We start from the raw sequence: 18496 nt of genomic DNA on the forward strand, positions 1-18496 counted from the left end.
GTCAAAAAGCCCGGCAGGCGCACGGTTTACATTACGCGACGAAAGGTCTGGAAAGCCCATGGCAAACACGTCCCTCGACAAAAGCAAGATCAAGATCCTGCTGCTTGAAGGCGTTCATCAGTCTGCACTGGATACACTGCATGAAGCGGGTTACACCAACATCGAGTACCTGACGCACTCCCTCGGAGACGAGGAGCTGAAGGAAAAGATCGCCGATGCGCACTTTATTGGCATCCGTTCCCGCACCCAGCTCACCGAGGAGGTCTTCGAGGCCGCCAACAAGCTGGTGGCCGTGGGCTGTTTCTGTATCGGTACCAACCAGGTCAATCTGAAGGCGGCTACCCAGCGTGGTGTGGCGGTCTTCAACGCGCCCTTCTCCAACACCCGTTCCGTCGCCGAGCTGGTTCTGGCCCAGGCCATCCTGCTGCTGCGCGGTATCCCGGAGAAGAACGCCAAGGCGCATCGCGGCGACTGGATCAAGTCCGCCAAGAACAGCTACGAGATCCGTGGCAAGAAGCTGGGCATCATCGGTTACGGCAACATCGGCACCCAGTTTAGCGTGCTGGCCGAGGCGCTGGGCATGGAGGTGTACTTCTACGATGTGGTCTCCAAGCTGTCGATCGGTAACGCCAAGCAGGTCAACTCCCTCAAGGAACTGCTGAACATTGCCGACGTGGTGAGCCTGCACGTGCCGGAAACGCCGGCAACCCGCTACATGTTCGGCGCTGAGCAACTGGCCCAGATGAAGCCGGGCAGCATCCTGATGAATGCGTCTCGCGGCACCGTGGTGGACATCGAAGCGCTGACCGAAACCATGAAGAGCGGCAAGCTGCTGGGCGCGGCCATCGACGTGTTCCCGGTCGAGCCGAAGTCCAACGAGGAAGAGTTCGTGTCTCCGCTGCGCGAATTCGACAACGTGATCCTGACTCCGCACATCGGTGGCTCCACCATCGAAGCGCAGGAAAACATCGGTCGCGAAGTGGCCGAGAAGCTCGCCATGTACAGCGACAATGGCACCACCGTCTCTTCCGTGAACTTCCCGGAAGTGGCCCTGCCGTCGCACCCGAACCAACATCGTCTGCTGCACATCCACGAAAACGTGCCGGGCGTGATGTCCGAAATCAACCAGGTATTCTCCGAGAACGGCATCAACATCTGTGGCCAGTACCTGCAAACGCAGGAAGACATCGGCTACGTGGTGATCGATGTCGACAAGGAATACGGCGAACTGGCGCTGGAGAAGCTCAAGTCCGTCCGCGGCACCATCCGCTGCCGCGTCCTGTTCTGAGTGTCAGCGTTTCGTTGATTGAAAAGCCGGGCCCTGCCCGGCTTTTTTGTGCCTGCACGCCCACCTGTCGCCTCCCTGAACCCTCTTCCTTTCCTATTGTTAATCTCGTCAGGCCCGATCTGACCTTGTTTCGTCACACCATCGGCCTAAGGTCTAAGGGTGTATTGGGGAAAATCGTCTCAAATTCTGCAGTCACAAGGAGAAGACCATGTCTTTGAAAGACTCGCTCATGACGAAACTGGAAACCCAGACTGAGTACTGGAGCAAGCAGATCGACAGCCTGCGCGCCCAGTCGGAAGAAAAAATGGCCAAGGCCAAGGATGAACAGGCGGAGGCGGAGATCCAGGAAGACTTCGCCAAGCGCATCCAGGAACTGGAGGACAACGTGGAAAGCGCCCGTCAGAAAATGGGCGAACTGCGCGAGGCCGGTGAGGATCGCCTCAGCGACCTGAAGAAGCGGGTTGAGGAGTGGTTGCCGAGTAACACCAATTAGGCTTGAGCCTTGATGCGCTCAATGTAGCAGGCGTTTCAGCTTCTGAGGCGCCGAAGGAGCCTTCTTTGGCGGCCTGATGCCATGGCAGTATCGTAGGTTGGGCTGACACAGGAAGCCCAACATGCCGGGTTGGTGGCCATCTCATCCAATCCTATGACCGCCAAGCCGGTTATGAACTGGCGTAGGACAGACTTGTTTGTGACAACGGGAATGCCTGGCGCCCGCCTCTTGTTGGGATTCCTGCGTCAGCCCAACCTACTTTCCGGCGCTACGCAACACGATAGGGAGCATAAGCTACACGCTCCGGGTCGCCGGCTCTGACAAACCATCTGGCATAAAAAAGCGGAGACCTCCAGGAGGCCTCCGCTTTTTTGTGGCCGGCGGGGTGATTAACCCTGCATCGGCACCAGGGTCAGCTCAACCCGGCGGTTCTGGGCCCGGCCGGATTCGGAGCTGTTGGAGGCAATCGGGCTGTTCTCACCGTGACCGGTGGCCCGGGTACGCTTGGAGGCGATGCCCTGGTTGAGCAGGAAGTCACGCACCGATGAGGCCCGGCGTTCGCTCAGCAGCTGGTTATAGGACGCCGAGCCGGTGCTGTCGGTGTAGCCGTCGATCTGGATGATGGTCTCGTCGTACTCTTCCAGCACCAGCGAGACGGATTCCAGAACGTCCGTGAAGGATGACCGGATGGACGACTGATCCACGTCAAACGTGATGTTGCCCGGCATGATCAGCTGGATCTGGTTGCCGTTGCGCTGGACGCGCACACCGGTGCCTTCCAGCTTGTGGCGCAGATCGGCCTCCTGGCGATCCATGTAGTAGCCGATACCACCACCCGCAGCGCCACCGGCCGCCGCGCCGATCAGGGCGCCCTTGCCGCGGTCTTTCTTGCTGGAGGTTGCGGCACCGATGGCAGCGCCGGTGACCGCACCGATCACGCTACCCTTGGTGGCGTTGGAGACTTTCTCTTCGCCGGTGTACGGATCGTACGTCATACACCCGTTCAGCGTAACGACCGCTACGGACAAGGCCATGATTGTTTTTTTCATCCCACTGCTCCTTCTACATCTACATCAGGCGCCGGCCGCCCGCTGGGGTTCGGCCAGGTCGCTACATCCTTCAATGAAGGCATTAATGGTCACATTGAACACCGTGGCCTGCAGATCCGTCGCCTCGTTAACGAGGTGATGGCGCCCGTTCGGCAGACGGCGCTCGGTGACCGAGGAAAACTTGTTCCTGATGATTCTCAGGTTGTGTTGCCAATCGACCGTCATGTCCTTCTCGCCCTGGATGACCGTCACGGCGTAGTGCACCGGCTTGGCGGCTTCGATTCCCGGCACCCACTTGCGCAGTGCCGTCACCCAGTTCACGTGGACCGCCCGGGCCTGAAGCGGATCGTGTTCCCGCAGGAATCGGAGAAACCGGGAATTCCCGCTGTTCTCCGAAAACATCCGCCGCCAGCTGGTCATGAATGGCCGCACCAGGCTGTGCAGAATCTTGGCTCCAATCCAGCCGTTGGGTCGCACCAGGGGCGCCAACAGCACCACGTGCCGGAACTCGGCCGTGCCCCTGGGTACGTTTTGGAGCAGGTAGTCGATCAGCACGCCGCCACCGGTACTCTGCCCCACCGCAAACCAGGGTCCATCCACCCGGTGGCGCACGGCCGCCAGGATATCCAGCAATACCTGCTGGTACTCGGCAAAGCTGCCAATGGATGCGGGCGTGCCACTGGACAGACCGTGTCCGGGCTGGTCGTACGCCAGCACGTTGAACCCGGCGCTCAGGCAGCGGTCAATCAACTGGCTGTAAAGACCGACGTGGTCAAAATACCCGTGCAGGATGAAGACGGTGCCGCGGGCTTTGGGGATCCGGTAATAGTGGATCGCAACCCGATGCTTACCCGCTTCCAGGTTACCCAGGGTGTATTCCACGGCCGGGTGCTCAACCCACAGATCCAGACCATAGAAGCGGCAGTAAGCGGCCACTTCCTGGCTGAGTCCCTCCTGACAGGCCCCCTTCTGCTTGCTGACTTCAAAAGCCGGCAGCTGGGCGATCAGGCTCGCCCGTTCCCAGTCGGGCATATCCAGGTTGTCTGTCTTCCAATACACAGTGGTTCGCCGTCGGTTGCGTATTCTACGTAGGGGGCTGAAAACCCGGTATTACGTCTCTGTCATCTCAGGCGCGGTCTCTTCGGGCCAGTCGCCGGAGGCGGAAACGTCTACATTAGCACATCACGGCCTCCGTTCAGTGCCCCGTGAAGGCCGGATTGACTGAAATGGTGTCTTTGCAACAGAAACCAGCCAACTGATCTGGTGAGTGGATGCATAATCATATACAACATCCTGTCTGACACGTGTCCGCTTCCCTGACCCTGTTCCCGGGAAGCGCTTAACAACAATCGGAGATCGCGATGCTGCAAACGGCGTTGCAGGCCGGTCTGCGGCTTAGTCTGCAGACCCTGGTCAAACCCTTTTTGACGCCCCGGATGCCGGTTTCGGTGCTACGGGCCCTGATCCGTCAGGCCTATCGGCTGTCGCCGCCACCGAAGGAGGCCCGATTCGAGACGTCGGTGATCGACGGTGTCCCTTACAACCGGGTTACCTGCGGCCCCAGTGAGACTGAGAACGCCCTGCTCTACCTGCACGGCGGCGCTTTCACCATCGGCTCAGCGGACACCCATCGGGGCCTGACCGGGCACTTGGCCCGGGCCACGGGTGCGGCGGTCTATGCACCGGATTACCGGCTGGCGCCGGAGCACGTCTACCCGGCCGCGCTGGAAGACGCCCTGACCCTGTATCGCCACTTGCTGAGCCAGGGCTACCTGCCGGACCGGATCAGCGTTGCCGGTGACTCTGCGGGTGGCGGCCTGGCTCTGGCGCTGGCCGTTCGCCTGAAACAGGACAAACTGCCCCTGCCGGGTGCGCTCGTCATGCTCTCTCCCTGGCTCGACCTGACCCATCGCCAGATGCATACCCCGGAGGTGGAACCGGTCCTGCAATTGGGTTGGATCAAAGCAGCGGCGGACGACTACCGGGGCGATCTGCCCCTGGACGATCCCCGCATCTCGCCGATCAACGCGGACCTGACCGGCCTGCCGCCCATGCTGATCCAGGTCGGCAGCCAGGAAATCCTGCTGAACGATGCCCGGCGGCTGGCCGAGAAGGCCCGGGAAGCGGGCGTGGTGGTCACCCTGCAGGAGTTCGACAAGCTCTGGCACGTTTTCCAGATCCACGCGGGCCCACTGGATGCGGCCAATCGGGCCGTCGAGCAGATCGCCCAATTCCTCAGCCAAAACAATAAGGAATAACGATGCAGAACACGATGCTGATCACCGGCGCGGGCGCCGGCATCGGAGCCGCTACGGCTCGACGGTTTGCCCGGGAAGGCTGGCGTCTGGGGATGCTGGATATTGACGAAGCAGCCGTTTCGGCCCTGAATGAAGAACTCGGCGGCCAGCATTGGCACCGGGGGGTGGACGTTACCGACAGCGCAGCCGTCGGCGACGCGCTCACGGCCTTTGGTGAATTTGCCCATGGCCAGCTCCACCTGCTGTTCAACTGCGCCGGCATCCTGCGGATCGGTGAATTCGAGACCATCCCGGCCGCGGAACATCGGCGCATTATGGACATCAACGTGATCGCCCTGATGGACGTCACCCAGCAGGCCTTTCCACTGCTGAAAGCAACGCCGGGTGCCCGGGTGATCAACATGAGTTCGGCTTCCGCGCTCTATGGCACGCCCCACTTCGCCAGCTATTCGGCGTCCAAGTTTGCGGTACGCGGGCTGACGGAAGCGCTCAATATAGAGTGGAAGGCGCACGACATCACCGTTCAGGACATGATGCCGCCTTTCGTGAAAACGAAGATGCTGACCGATCAGACCTTCCAGGCTCCGATCATCGAGCGACTGGGCGTGAACCTGCAGGCCGAGGACATTGCCGAGGCGGTCTGGAAAGCGCACCAGGGTGACGACGTGCATAACCCGGTGAGCCTGCAGTTCAAGTCACTGGTGTTTGGCAGCAAGTGGTTGCCCAATGCGTTTACACGGCAGCTGATCGGTCTGCTCAGCAAACGCTGATCATACGTCCACGTCCTGCAAACGCAGGTGACCGGCGACCAGATCCTCCTTGCGCTTGCGCGACCACTGCTTGAGCGCATACTCAAGCCGCGCCGCCCGGGTGCGCTCGCCGATGGCTTCGGCGAAGGCCAAGGTCAGCGGTCCCTTGCCGCGCAGACTCCTGGCAGCGCGCGGGCCGCCGGACTGGTGTTCGGAAAAGCGCCGTTCCACATCCGTGGTGATTCCGGTATACAGTGCCCCGCTCCGGGTCCTTACCAGGTAAAGATGCCAGGTGCTCACGCGGCGGTCGTCTCCGGAGAGACTTTGCGGCCACGCTGCTGGTACCAGAGACCGGCCACAATCAGTACAAGACCCACATAGGTGGAGTTGAAAATGGTCTCGCCAAGAATGAAGTGGATAAACACCAGCGACAGGAAGGGCGAGATAAAAATCAGGTTACTGACCTGTGACGTGTTCTCCGCCCGCTTCATGGCAAACATCCACAGTACGAACGAAATCCCCATCTCGAACACCCCGATGTAGAAGGACGCCAGCATGGCCGTGGAAGAGGCTTCAGGCACCCCGTCGGTCGCCAGGCAGATACCAATGATGAACGGCAGGCCAAACAGGAAGTTGAGAAACAGGCCCACCAGCGGATCGCGGGTGTCCCGGGTGTTGGCGATCCAGTAGAACGCCCATATCACGGTGCTGGCCAAGGCGAGGATCACGCCCAGCGGGTCGGAGAAATGCAGGCCCAGAATATCGCCGCGCGTGGCAATCACCACCACGCCGCCATAGCACAGCAACCCGGCCAGGAAATCCGACCGGCCCAACCGTTGCCCCAGCAGTGGCACCGACAGGTAGGTCAGCGTCAACGCCCAGGTGTAATTCAGCGGCTGGGCTTCCTGCGCCGGCAAGCGGGCAAAGGCGCCGAAAAGCACCAGATAGTAGAGCACCGGATTCATCAGCCCGAACACCAGCGAGGCCAGGTACTGCTTGCGGTTCAGGCGGAACAGCTCCCCCACTTTCTTCTGCGTCACCAGAATCATGGCCAGCACCACCACGGACACACTGCAGGCGATCAGCATCAACTGCACCGGCGTCATCTCTCGCAGTGACAGTTTGAAGGCCGTCGCCACCGTGGACCACAGCAATACGGTCGCACCGCCAAACATCAGGGCGTGTTTTTGGTTCTTCATGGGACTCCGGATTCGGTTTCAGAGGACGGTCCAGACGCCGCAGGATAGCGGAGACCCCGGTATGACGCCACCGCGCGGGATGCCTGTCGATTTTATGGACGGAGTATGTGGAAATCTTAATTTGAACGGATTTCCGGTCGTGGCAAGGTGAGCGCAATCCGATCCGGATGGGTGGCCTTCCTGTTTTCGCGCTCCATCCGGGAACCGGGCTTGCTGACCGGTCAAAGGCGTGAGCCGGCAGCCGTCCTTCACCCTCCAGAAGGAGACACCTATGAAAACCCTGATGACTTCCGTTGCTGTATCCATGGCACTTCTGGCATCCGGCCCGGCGCTGGCTGCAGACACCCAGTCTCAATCCCAGGAATACCAGAACCCGGCTGCAACCGGCACACAGAAAACCGACTACTCCGACAAAGAGCTGAAGCAGTTCATCAAGGTCCAGAAAGACATTTCTTCGATCCGCGAGGAATACATTCCGCAGATCAAGAAAGAAGACGACAAGTCCGAGGTTCGCAAACTCCAGATCGAAGCGAATGACAAGATGGTCGCCGCCATTCAGGACAAAGGCATGGACATCCCGACCTACAACGCCATCGCCAAGGCGTACCAGAGCCAGCCGAAAGTCCGTCATCGCGTTGAAGCGCTGATGTAATCCTCGGCTCTCTTGCTTCAGGCACAAAAAACCCCGCCATCGAGCGGGGTTTTTTGTGGGCGTCTGTTCTTCCCTATTTCATTAATCCGGGCAGGAACAGCGCAATCTGCGGGAACACGATCAACAGCACCGTGGACAGCAACAGCAGCACGATAAACGGCGGCGTGCCCCGGATCACATCCAGGTAGGGTCGCCTGAAGATCGCCACCGCGGTGAAGATGTCGCAGCCGAACGGCGGAGTGGCTGAACCGATCGCCGCCTGCAGCGTCACCAGCGTCCCCACCAACACCGGATCGATGCCTGCGGCGGCAACGGCCGGCGAGAAGATCGGGGTCAGGATCAGGATCACCACAATGGGATCCACGAACATGCAACCCACGAAGTACGAGACCGAGATCAGTGCGAGGATGAAATAAGGACTGTCAGCGGCGTTGGCCACCACATCACCCAGCAGCAGATCCGGAATCTTGGCGAAGGAAATCACCCAGGAGAACGCCGTGCCGGCTGCCACCAGGATAAAGACCACGGCCGTGATCAGGCCAGTGGAGAGTGCCACCGACGGCAAGTCGCTGATCCTCACCTGGCGGAAGATGACCATCTCCAGCAACAGGGCATAGGCCACGGACATGGCAGCCGCCTCGGTGGGACTGAACATCCCGGAATAGATACCGCCGATAATGATAACCGGAAAACCCATGGGCAGCGCGGCTTTCTTCAACGCCGTCACCCGCTCCGACCAGCTGGCCTTCGGCATCACGGGAATCTTCAGCCGAACCGAACGGTAGTAACAATAGACGGAGAACAACAGCAGGATCATCAGCCCCGGCCCGATACCGGCAATGAACAGGTCACCCACCGAGGTGCCCGAGACGACACCGTAAATGATCATGCCGATGGACGGTGGAATCAGCAGCGCGATGTCACTGGCGTTGATAATCAGTGCAATGGCGAACTTGTCCGAGTAGCCCGCCTCAATCAGCTTGGGGCGCAACGGCTGCCCCATAGCCACCACCGTCGCCTGGGTGGAACCGGACACGGCACCGAACAGCGTGCAGGACATCGCCGTCGTCATTGGCAGACCACCTCGCAGGTGCCCGACGAATTTCTGGACCAGATCCAGCAGGCGATCCGCGGTGTGCCCCTTGATCATGATATCGGCGGCCAATATGAACATGGGCACCGCGACCAGCACCGATTGGGAGATGCCCCCAATCATCTGCTGGATAATGACCGAACCTTCCAGGAACGGGAACTGGGAAAACAACAACACCATGGCGCCCACCAGCAGCGGCACCATCATGGGGAAACCCATCAGCAGCAGCACAATCATGACCACAGCCACGACAATGGCCATGGAGGCGGTCGACATGCCGGCCAAACCCAATGCAGCCATCACGTTATCCATTGGATTGACCTCCTTCGCCAGCGTGTTTCTTCTCGGCAGCCGCTACCTGCTCTTCGTAATAGTCCTGCTCTTCCTTCGACAGGCCACCCTCGACGGCCATCTCGTCTTCGTATTCGTCCCGGTGATGCCATGACAACCACGCGCCATCGCTGATCAGGTTGCGCACACCCGCCAGGAAAAACTGGACCGAACCGACGAACAGACCGATGGGGACAATCAGGTAGGGAATCCAGAGGGGGAACTGCATCGACGGCATCACGCGACCCGACTTATGCAGGTTCTGGATGTAGTCGATGGAGTAGACCGCCAGCAGGGCGAGCAGTGCACACGAAAAAAAACTGACAAACGTCAGCAGGATTTTCTGCCCCAGCGGCGGCAGAAGGTCGTGGACGGCCGACACCCGGATATGGCGCGCATTGCGCACCCCGTGTCCGACACCAACAAACGTGACGATAACGACCAGCAATTGCGCCAGTTCGTCAACGAAAGACAGGCTGTGCCCCATATTGCGGGCAAACACGCCGACAATGGCCGCGAGGGCCATCAAGAGAATACCGACGATGAGGATACCCTGCTCAATGACATTGAGACCGGTATCGATCATATGAAAGGGCCCTTTCTTTTTTCCCTTTCCCTGCTTTGGGCCATCGGACGCGCCCCTGGGTTCTGCCATGGTTTCGCTCCATTTTCTTTTCCGGTAAATACAGTATACGTTGTAATAGATGGCAGACTTCAAGAAATATGTCTATTTGATAGTGTGTTATCGTGGGCACATTGGTTAGAACTCAAAGGAGATAAGAACATGAGAACACTCATTCGCTGGCTTGGAAGCCTGACCATTCTGATGTCATTCATCCTGGTCGGATGTTCAGATTCAGGTGACGACAGCGCGAACAAGGAAGCCAACACACAACAGGAGTCCTCAAGCTCATCCTCCGACTCGGCTGCCAAGAGCAGCGACACCGTCACGTGGCGTTTTGCCCTGGAAGAAATCGAAGGCAGTGTCCAGGACGCCTACGCGAAAGAATTCAAGAAAGAGGTTGAGAAGGCCTCCGACGGTAGTATCAAGATCGATATCTACCCTTACGGTTCCCTGGGTACCTCATCCCAGCTGACCGAGCTGGTCCAGCAGGGCGCCGTCGAGCTGGCGTTTGCATCGCCGGGCCACCTGGCTTCCGTGATTCCGGAAGTGGGCGTGTTCACCCTGCACTTCGTCCTGTCTGACGACAACGACGTCAACAAGGAAGTGCTGTCCAGCGACAAGGTGCATGACCTGTTCGCCGACCGCTACAACTCTCAGGGCCTGGAGCTGCTGAGCATTGTGCCGGAAGGCTGGATGACCTGGACCGGCACCAAGGCGCTGAAGACCCCGGCGGACTTCGAAGACTTCAAGATGCGGACCATGACGTCGCCGATCTTGACCGAGTCCTACAAGGCCTACGGCGCCAACCCGACTCCGATGCCCTACTCCGAAGTCTACAGCGGCCTTCAACTGAAGCAGATCGACGGTCAGGTCAACCCGATCTTCGCCATCGAGGAAATGAGCTTCTATGAAGTTCAGGACGTGATGACCATCGCGCACCACGCCCAGTTCATTTCCACCGTGATTGCCGGCAAGGACTGGTATGACGGCCTGCCGGACGACCAGCGCAAGATCCTGGACGACGCGCGCGACAACCTGGTGGACTACATCTACAAGAAGCAGGAAGAGTTCAACCAGAAGCGTCTGGACAAGATCAAGGAAAGCAGCGATATCAAGATCGTGACGCTGACCGACGAAGAGCGTGAAGCCTTCCGCAAGGCAAGCATGCCGGTCCGTGACATCTACATTAAAGAAGCGGGCGACCGCGGCAAGAAGATTCTCGACACCATCACATCCATGGTGAAAGAGAAAGAAGGACAAATGGAGCAGGGAGAGTAATCCCCACTCCGGTTTCCTGTTCGAAAGGCGTGGCTCCGGCCACGCCTTTTTTGTGGGCGCGCACCGGAAGCTCGTGAGATGTTTACGGTTCCACCTTGGCCGGGCGCATTTGCAAAACAGCCAACACCTGCCCGGCCTGTTTCATCAGGAACAGGGTCTCGCCCTCAATCGCAAAGCGCTCGGTTTCATCCAACACCTTCAGGAACGCCTGTTCGGTCTCGGCCCGGCGCGGGCACATCATACGCGTCGTGGCCAGCGGCCCCAGCGTCAGATCGTCACGGCGGCGCTCGAAGGGGCCAGAAAATCGATTACAGCCGGCCAGACCAGCCACCCGCCGCTCACCGTCGAAGCGAATGAAAATCGGCTGTTGACCGGGTTCTATCTGGACCGGGTGCCCGTTCAGGTGAGTCAGGTACCAGTTGTTATCCTGCAGTGATACTGACGGGCAGCGGTTCTCGCCCAGATCCATTACCCGCTGCAGACCGCTGGCTTCCAGGAAAAGCTGGGTGCCACCCCCATCCGGCGCCTCGCCTTCGACCCAGTGGCCCTGCACGATCATTGGCAAGCGCCTGGGAGGCTGGAAACCGGACTGCCGATAGGCCGATTCCAGTTGGGGAAACGCCTGGGTCATGGCCACCGGCCAGTTGCGCATGGTCTGCGGGTCGTAGGCCAGCGGTGCGTCGGCCTGGGTCATGAAGCAGAGTGCCATCGGGCGATCATCGGCCAGGGGCTCGGGTTCGTCATCATCCAGGGTCAGCTCTGTCGCCGCCACATTCCCGATGCCCTGCAGGCGGAGCGTGTCGTCATCGGTGATCTGCAACATGGTGGGCGCTTCGCCACCGCCGTGCGCCACGACCGCTCCACTGCCCGTTACCCGCCACCACTGACCGTGATCGTAACGCGACGGCGCGTCCTCGCTGGCCACGCGACGCTCGTACATGCCGTTGCCCCAGAACACCCAGGTCTGGCTGTCATCGGCGCTGACATAGCGACCGGGCGTTAACGCCGGCGGCCCCTTCGATTCGGATGCCTCGGGCTCGGGAGTGCTGGCGCAGCCGGCCAGCAGGGTGGCCGCGACCACCGCGGTCATCAGGGGACGTTGTTTCATGGACACTATCCTTTGGTCGATCGACGATCTCAGTCGGCTACCACGGGCGCGGTGACCTGGCGGACATCCATCTGCCGCAGGACTGCCTTGCCACGAATCGTGAGATCGGAAATAAATTGGAATTGGTCGCGGGGATCCACCGGGTAGGCTTTCACCCGATAGCAGGTCCCCCAGGGCTTTTCCGACAGCACCACCAGCACCGGCTGATAGGTCTTGACCCAGGGACTGGTGAACGCCATTTCCCGCAGTCGGGCGCGGACTTCTCCGGCGTCGTGGTCCGGCGCCAGATAGAATTCCGCCACGCACATCAGGTTGCTGCTGCCGGCGTTGCCATTGGCAATCAGCGAGTCCCACAGCTTGCCATGCGGGATCACTACGGCGGTGTCGTCGGGCGTGACGATGGTCACCGCGCGAGTACCAATGGAACGGACCTCGCCGTAATAACCGTCCACTTCGATCCAGTCGCCCGGCCGGTAAGGCATTTCATAAAGCGTGACGATGCCGGCAATCAGGCTGGTGGCGTAGTCCTTGAAGGCAAACCCCAGGGCCAGCGCCAGGGCGCCGAAAATCGCGATCAGGTTCTCAAAGGTGGGCTCGATCAGGATGGGGACAATCAGCAGGATGGTCGCCAGGATGACCACCAGCCGCAGCAGGGGCGCCGAGGCCAGGATATACAGACGGGTCTTGCCCGAGAATCGGCCGGCAATCCGCGGCACCAGGGTTTGCACCAGAACGATGATCACCCAGGCCACCACGATCAGCAGCACGGCATCCAGCACCGAGGTTGAGGTGATCGCTTCGAGGGCGGTTTTCAGGCCTGACTCTTCCATGCCATGTTCCCCGTTAGTGATTCAGAATCCATCCACGGCAAAGCCTTCCGCATGCAGGTAGCGGCGGACGGCGGGATAGCCGCGAGGCGTCACGAACCAGCCCCGCGGATGCGGGCCGATCAACTCCGCCCGGTGCAGCGAATGCAGGGCGATATAGACGTCGTCCGGCGCCAGTCCGGTGGTCTGCTGCAGATACGTCTCATCCAGCCCCTGGTGCAACAGCAGCGCATGCAGGACAAACGCCAGCGGCCGCGACTCGCCCGGCGGCATGGTTGGCACGCTCACCTGGGACCAGGGAATCACCCAGCAGGTTGACTGTGTCGGTTCGGCATCCGGCGGCTCTTCAACCTCGGCTTCGGGCCGGGCTCGCAGCGAATCGCGCCAGATGGCCCAGGCCACCTCAGGGATACCGCGTGACCAGGCCGCCAGGTCGCGCAGGAAGGCGCTGGTCCTGGCGCCGTTGCGGGCCGGCTCGTCTTTCGGCGGGACCACCCAGCTGCCATTGGACGTCAATCGGAACTGCCCCGTGCCAGCCAGGCCCTGCAGCCAGTCGCCCAGGCGTTGATGATCGAGCGCCTGCAGCGTCAGGGTGGAGAATCGCAATTCCGGCAGCAGGTGGGTCCAGAACGTCCAGCTCCAGCTGTTGCAACCAACCAGTCCACGCCCCAGCTCACCGGCCGCTATTGCCCCCAACAGGTGACGCACCAGTGCCAGGCCGGCGGGTGTGCGCAGCCAGCAATGGCCCAGTTCCGGCAGTACCCAGGGCGTGTCACCCTCGAATTGGGACCACCAGTCCTGCAAGGCCTGCCCGCGGTGAATGCGATCCAGATCCGGAGGCGCTATCAGCCGCCAGTCGCGATCGGCGCCCACCTGCTCCAACGATTCGGCCAGCCCGGTAAACGGCGGGGCCACCACAAATCCGACAGGCTGGATAGCTGACCAGCGTGAGCACCATTGGTCCAGTGCATCGACAAAACCGGATAGATTCGAACGCCATTGCGGTGCCGGCGCCCAGCGCTCGAGCTGCCTGCGGGACAACGGCTGCAGCTCGTCTTGCCCTTCAGCCGGCTCGTCCTGCAACCAGTTGGGCTGGCGTACACGCTCGACAAACGCCTTGAGACCGTCCTGCAAGGTGCGGTTTACCGTCGCCGAAGGCAGCGCCCACTGGTCCTTGCTGACCAGTTCCCGTAGCGGTGAGGGTGTGGCCTCGGCCGCTGTCATATCAGGTCTTCTTCGGGCGCATGGCAATCAGCCGGGAATCCGCCAGGGCCGCCGTACGGTGATGGACGATCGCCTGATATTCAGGGTCGGACACCATCGACAGGAACGCCTGCGCCGAGGGATAGCGCACCAGCAGGACCTCATCCCAGTCCTCATCGTCCGGGGCGATCACCGGCACCATGGCCTCGCCTACCCACTCCGGCTTGGCTTCCACCTTGGCCAACTGGTTCAGAGCCAGCTTGCTGTAACGGGCGTAGGCTTCGCGACCGCTGCAGGGCGACTCGTTATCCTCATCGGCATACTCCGCGTCCTCACGGAATCGAAGCAGGTTCAGCATCACGACCGGCTCATCCGGCGCAAACTGTTTGACCAGTGATTCAAGTCGCGATCGGGATGGGTTAATTGATGACATCAAACACTCCTTTTCGAGGGTCACTTGAAACGGGAACTCTCAGGCCTTTTCGGGGACGGCCCAAGTCACCCGTTGTCGTGCGGCAATGGCACCCGAGGCGGCCACTTCCTCCAACATGGACTGCAGGCGGTCACCCCACCCCCACGGTGGATTGACCATCAGCAGTCCGGAGCCATACATGCCCCGCGCCGGCCGCTCATCCAGCTCGTAGTGGCATTGCAGCACTTTCTGTATCGGACTGTCCTGCAAACGGCGGATCATCGCCTCGTGCCGTGCTTCGGGTAACAGGGGATACCATACAAGATAGACGCCGTGACGACACCGCTTCCAGGCCTTTATGACCGTCTCCGCGGTGGTCATGTAGTCGTCCTTCACTTCGTAGGGCGGGTCGATCAGGGTGAACAGGCGGGGTGTCTGCGGTGGCAGCGCCGCTAACAGCCCCCGGAAACCATCGCCGGCGATCACCCGGGCCTGATGCTCCCGGGCCCAGTCCTGCAACAGACTGCTCTCACCGCTGTGCAGTTCAAAGGCGGTCACCGAATCCTGTTCCCGAGCCAGAGCGTCGAGCCACGCCGGCGACCCGGGATAGAAACGAACGCGCTTCTCGTCACCTACGAGCCCCAGGGTGTCCCAGAAAGACGTCCATTCCGCGTCCTGCAATCGGCTGCGCTGTTGCCACAGACTCTGGATGCCGGAATCGGCCTCGCCGGTCTTGCGGGGTCGCTCGCTGTCCAGATCGTATCGGGCGCTGCCCGCATGGGTATCGAAACAGGCAATGCCGGACGGCTTGGCCTGCATCATCTTCAGGGCCAGGAAGAGCCCCAGGTGTTTCTGTACGTCGGCAAAATTGCCGGCGTGGAAGGCGTGAAGGTAACTCAGCATAAATCGCTGTGCTCCGGGTCAGAAAAGGCCATTAAGCCGCAACGCCCGGTACGGGGCAACAACCTGACGTAAACGATTGCATTTCGCATCCAGGCCCCTATAATCGCAAATACAAATTAATCTCATTAATAACATTACCTTTAAATCGTTGACAGGGAGAATTTCATGGGGGCTCGCTTTCCTTTCAAGGCGCTGACCGTTGCCGTTACGGCACCCGTTGCACTCGCCGCCTGCAGTGCGCTGCAAGGCCCTTCAGAGGCTTCGGAGCCGGCCACACCGGCTAATGTCGTCGTCAACTACGCCGACATCGCCCACGCCACCTATGAAGACGCGCTGATCAGCGCCCGGGCACTGGATGAGGCCACTGACGCCCTCATTGCCAACCCCAGCGATGACACCCTGGCCGCTGCCAAACAGGCCTGGCTCGCTTCCCGCGTACCTTACCAGCAATCCGAAGTCTTCCGCTTCGGCAATGCCATCGTCGACGACTGGGAAGGCCAACTCAACGCCTGGCCGCTGGACGAAGGCCTGATCGACTACGTCGACACCAGCGACTACCAGCACGAGCTGGGCAACGCTGGCGCCACCGTCAACATCATCGCCAGCCAGAACATCACCATCGGCGGCGAGACCATCGACGTCTCCACCCTGACACCGGGCCTGCTGGCTGACCTGAATGAGATCGGCGGCTCCGAAGCCAACGTGGCCACCGGCTACCACGCCATCGAATTCCTGCTGTGGGGGCAGGACCTGCACGGCTTCGACGCCGGCAACGGCGATCGCCCCTACTCCGACTATATCCAGGGTGATGGCTGCAGCCATGGCCATTGCGACCGCCGTGCCGCGTACCTGGACGCCGTTACCGATCTGCTGGTATCCGACCTGGAGTGGATGACCGCCCAGTGGGCACCGGGCAAGAGCGACAATTACCGCGCCGAGCTGCTGGCCATGGAACCGCAGGCCGTGATCCAGAAAATGCTGTTCGGCATGGGCTCCCTGTCCCTGGGCGAGCTCGCCGGCGAGCGTATGAAAGTGGCCCTGGAAGCCAACTCCTTCGAGGACGAACACGACTGCTTCAGCGACAACACCCACAACTCGCACTATTACGACGCCAAGGGCATCCAGAACGTCTACCTGGGTCGCTACACGCGGATCGACGGCAGCGTTGTGGCCGGTCCGTCCCTGTCTGACCTGGTCGCCCAACAGGATCCGGCGTTGGACACCAAGCTGACCAACGAACTGGCCGCCACCATGGATGCCGTGCAGACCATGAAGGATGCCGCCGAGGACAAAACCCACCCGATGCCCTTCGACATGATGATTGCACCGGGCAACACCCGAGGTGCAGACATCATCAATAACGCCATCGCCGCACTGGTTACCCAGACCGGCGAGATCGAGAAGGCCTCCGAAACGCTGGGCATTCAGTCGATGAAGCCGGACGATGCGGGCCATACCTTCTGACAGGCTCCGGCTTCATTACGGGGCGGCCAAAGCTGATGCGAATCATTGCCAAATAGATGACTTTCGCATTGGCTCTGGTAGACTCCCTGCACCGAAAAGCCCGGCGGCCGAACACCGGGCTTTTGCCGTTTAACGACAACAGTATCCGCTTCATGACAACCCCGCGCCGTTTTGCCTTATTAACCAGTCTGCTCCTGACGGGCACCGCCCTCGCTGCCGACGAACCGCCCATCCAGGACACGCCGCTGAGTGGTGGCGCCGGTTCGGTCAAGCAGTTCGACCACAACGCCTATTCAATGCCCCAGGGCAACCTGTCCATGACCAAGCGTCTGGACTTCAGCGTGGGCAACAGTTTCTTCCGTAACCCCTGGGTGGAGGCGCCGTCGAGCACCGCGGCCCGCGATGGGCTGGGGCCGTTGTTCAACACCAACTCCTGCCAGGGCTGCCACCTCAAGGACGGGCGGGGCAATCCACCGGCGGAGGGTGAGACCTCCGTATCGCTCTTCCTGCGATTGTCCGTACCATCGGATCCGAAACGGGATGCGGAGATCATCAAAAAGATCGGTTTGAAGCCGGCACCGGTCTACGGCGGCCAACTGCAGACCGCGGCCATCTCCGGCCAGAAGCCGGAAGCGGATCTCGACATCACCTGGGAGCCCATCACCCAGACGCTGGCCGACGGCTCGACGGTCACCCTGCAGCGCCCGGTGTATCACATCAAGAACCCGAACTATGGCCCGTTGCCGGAGGATCTGCTGACCTCGCCACGAGTCGCCCCGCCCATGATCGGCCTGGGCTTGCTGTCGGCGGTGCCGGAAGCGCAGCTAATGGCCTACGCCGATCCGGAAGACGCGGATGGCGACGGTATCTCCGGTCGCCCCAACCGGGTCTGGGATATAGAGAAAGAAGAGACCGTCATGGGCCGCTTCGGCTGGAAAGCCGGCGAACCCACGCTGGTGCAACAGGCCATGGGCGCCTTTGCGGGCGATATGGGGCTGACCTCAACCCTTATGCCTGCCACCGACTGCTCACCGGAACAGCAATGCGACCGCTTTGCCAACGGCGGTGAGCCGGAAGTGAGCGACAAGATTGCCCGTTTCATCGGTTTCTACGCGGCCAGTCTGGCGGTACCCGAACGGCGCGACATGGATAAGCCGGCGGTGCAGCAGGGAGCACTGGTGTTCAACGACATCGGTTGCGCCGGCTGCCATACACCCAAACACACCACCGGGACGGTGGCTGACCGGCCCGACCTGAGCCAGCAGACCATCTGGCCCTACACCGACCTGCTGCTGCACGACATGGGCCCGGCGCTGGCCGACCATCGCGGGGAATTCCTGGCCAGCGGCACCGAGTGGCGCACCCAGCCGCTGTGGGGCATTGGTCTGGCCCAGAGCGTCAATCCTCTGGCCGGCTTCCTTCACGACGGGCGCGCCCGTACCATCCAGGAAGCCATCCTCTGGCATGGCGGCGAGGCCGAGGCGGCGACCGACCAATTCCGTTCACTGGACGCAGACAAGCGCGATGCCCTGCTTCAGTTCCTTCATTCGCTCTGACAGGAGACG

The 18496-nt window shown here is 60.9% G+C and carries 19 protein-coding genes; 8 read left to right on the forward strand and 11 right to left on the reverse strand.

Going from position 1 to position 18496, the window contains the following annotated elements; genetic code table 11:
• The first annotated feature begins 58 nt into the window (after positions 1-58).
• Both serA and J3364_RS06820 read left to right on the forward strand, forming a co-directional pair.
• On the forward strand, positions 59-1288 hold the full coding sequence (gene serA, locus J3364_RS06815; RefSeq protein ID WP_203141609.1) for a phosphoglycerate dehydrogenase: 1230 nt from the start codon (positions 59-61) through the stop codon (positions 1286-1288).
• Between the two features lie 208 nt (positions 1289-1496).
• A complete protein-coding gene (locus J3364_RS06820; protein ID WP_203141608.1) occupies positions 1497-1781 on the forward strand; it encodes a sll1863 family stress response protein in 285 nt (94 codons plus the stop codon).
• A gap of 389 nt (positions 1782-2170) precedes the next feature.
• On the opposite strand, the gene J3364_RS06825 is transcribed toward J3364_RS06820, so the two are convergent.
• Positions 2171-2830 carry a YiaD family glycine zipper/OmpA-like lipoprotein gene (locus tag J3364_RS06825; RefSeq protein ID WP_349557621.1) on the reverse strand — a complete coding sequence of 220 codons (660 nt, stop codon included), beginning with the start codon at positions 2828-2830 and terminating at the stop codon, positions 2171-2173.
• Between the two features lie 24 nt (positions 2831-2854).
• Positions 2855-3889, reverse strand: a complete 1035-nt coding sequence (locus tag J3364_RS06830) for an alpha/beta hydrolase (RefSeq protein ID WP_349557622.1) — start codon at positions 3887-3889, stop codon at positions 2855-2857.
• A 302-nt stretch (positions 3890-4191) separates the two neighbouring features.
• Between J3364_RS06830 and J3364_RS06835 the strand changes: the two genes are divergently transcribed.
• Together J3364_RS06835 and J3364_RS06840 are read left to right on the forward strand one after the other, a co-directional pair.
• Positions 4192-5088, forward strand: a complete 897-nt coding sequence (locus J3364_RS06835) for an alpha/beta hydrolase (RefSeq protein ID WP_349557623.1) — start codon at positions 4192-4194, stop codon at positions 5086-5088.
• A 2-nt stretch (positions 5089-5090) separates the two neighbouring features.
• Complete coding sequence (locus J3364_RS06840; RefSeq protein WP_349557624.1) at positions 5091-5858, forward strand: SDR family oxidoreductase; 768 nt, start codon at positions 5091-5093, stop codon at positions 5856-5858.
• Here J3364_RS06840 and J3364_RS06845 read toward each other — a convergent pair whose 3' ends face one another.
• Positions 5859-6137, reverse strand: coding sequence for a GIY-YIG nuclease family protein (locus J3364_RS06845; RefSeq protein WP_349557625.1), 279 nt, complete (start codon positions 6135-6137; stop codon positions 5859-5861).
• Positions 6134-7036, reverse strand: coding sequence for a DMT family transporter (locus J3364_RS06850; RefSeq protein WP_349557626.1), 903 nt, complete (start codon positions 7034-7036; stop codon positions 6134-6136). The genes J3364_RS06845 and J3364_RS06850 overlap by 4 nt, the downstream gene beginning before the upstream one ends.
• Positions 7037-7307: 271 nt before the next feature.
• Between J3364_RS06850 and J3364_RS06855 the strand changes: the two genes are divergently transcribed.
• Positions 7308-7688, forward strand: coding sequence for a DUF4168 domain-containing protein (locus tag J3364_RS06855; protein WP_349557627.1), 381 nt, complete (start codon positions 7308-7310; stop codon positions 7686-7688).
• A gap of 73 nt (positions 7689-7761) precedes the next feature.
• On the opposite strand, the gene J3364_RS06860 is transcribed toward J3364_RS06855, so the two are convergent.
• Entirely contained in the window at positions 7762-9042 is a 1281-nt protein-coding gene (locus J3364_RS06860; RefSeq protein ID WP_349557835.1) for a TRAP transporter large permease, read from the reverse strand.
• A gap of 43 nt (positions 9043-9085) precedes the next feature.
• On the reverse strand, positions 9086-9766 hold the full coding sequence (locus J3364_RS06865; RefSeq protein WP_349557628.1) for a TRAP transporter small permease: 681 nt from the start codon (positions 9764-9766) through the stop codon (positions 9086-9088).
• 129 nt (positions 9767-9895) lie between these two features.
• On the opposite strand from J3364_RS06865, the gene J3364_RS06870 reads away from it, so the two are divergent.
• Positions 9896-11014: a TRAP transporter substrate-binding protein gene (locus tag J3364_RS06870; RefSeq protein WP_203141602.1), complete on the forward strand. Its 1119-nt coding sequence runs from the start codon at positions 9896-9898 to the stop codon at positions 11012-11014.
• Positions 11015-11096: 82 nt separating this feature from the next.
• Here J3364_RS06870 and J3364_RS06875 read toward each other — a convergent pair whose 3' ends face one another.
• Genes J3364_RS06875 through J3364_RS06895 form a run of 5 tightly spaced genes read right to left on the reverse strand, consistent with a single transcriptional unit; the run spans position 11097 to position 15467 of the window.
• The gene (locus tag J3364_RS06875) at positions 11097-12122 is read right to left on the reverse strand and encodes an META domain-containing protein (RefSeq protein ID WP_349557629.1); all 1026 of its coding nucleotides are present in this window, start codon (positions 12120-12122) and stop codon (positions 11097-11099) included.
• Between the two features lie 29 nt (positions 12123-12151).
• Positions 12152-12952, reverse strand: a complete 801-nt coding sequence (locus tag J3364_RS06880) for a mechanosensitive ion channel family protein (protein WP_349557630.1) — start codon at positions 12950-12952, stop codon at positions 12152-12154.
• A 21-nt stretch (positions 12953-12973) separates the two neighbouring features.
• The gene (locus J3364_RS06885) at positions 12974-14173 is read right to left on the reverse strand and encodes a hypothetical protein (protein ID WP_349557631.1); all 1200 of its coding nucleotides are present in this window, start codon (positions 14171-14173) and stop codon (positions 12974-12976) included.
• 1 nt (position 14174) lies between these two features.
• Positions 14175-14585 carry a DUF1330 domain-containing protein gene (locus tag J3364_RS06890; RefSeq protein ID WP_349557632.1) on the reverse strand — a complete coding sequence of 137 codons (411 nt, stop codon included), beginning with the start codon at positions 14583-14585 and terminating at the stop codon, positions 14175-14177.
• A 39-nt stretch (positions 14586-14624) separates the two neighbouring features.
• Positions 14625-15467 (reverse strand): 23S rRNA (adenine(2030)-N(6))-methyltransferase RlmJ, encoded by an 843-nt coding sequence (locus tag J3364_RS06895; protein ID WP_349557633.1) that lies wholly within the window; start codon positions 15465-15467, stop codon positions 14625-14627.
• A gap of 165 nt (positions 15468-15632) precedes the next feature.
• On the opposite strand from J3364_RS06895, the gene J3364_RS06900 reads away from it, so the two are divergent.
• Both J3364_RS06900 and J3364_RS06905 read left to right on the forward strand, forming a co-directional pair.
• Positions 15633-16931 carry an imelysin family protein gene (locus tag J3364_RS06900; protein ID WP_349557634.1) on the forward strand — a complete coding sequence of 433 codons (1299 nt, stop codon included), beginning with the start codon at positions 15633-15635 and terminating at the stop codon, positions 16929-16931.
• A gap of 152 nt (positions 16932-17083) precedes the next feature.
• Positions 17084-18487, forward strand: coding sequence for a di-heme oxidoreductase family protein (locus J3364_RS06905; RefSeq protein WP_349557635.1), 1404 nt, complete (start codon positions 17084-17086; stop codon positions 18485-18487).
• Positions 18488-18496 lie beyond the last annotated feature (9 nt).

Source organism: Marinobacter sp. NFXS9 (assembly GCF_040148665.1).
Classification (GTDB): Bacteria; Pseudomonadota; Gammaproteobacteria; order Pseudomonadales; family Oleiphilaceae; genus Marinobacter_A; species Marinobacter_A mangrovi.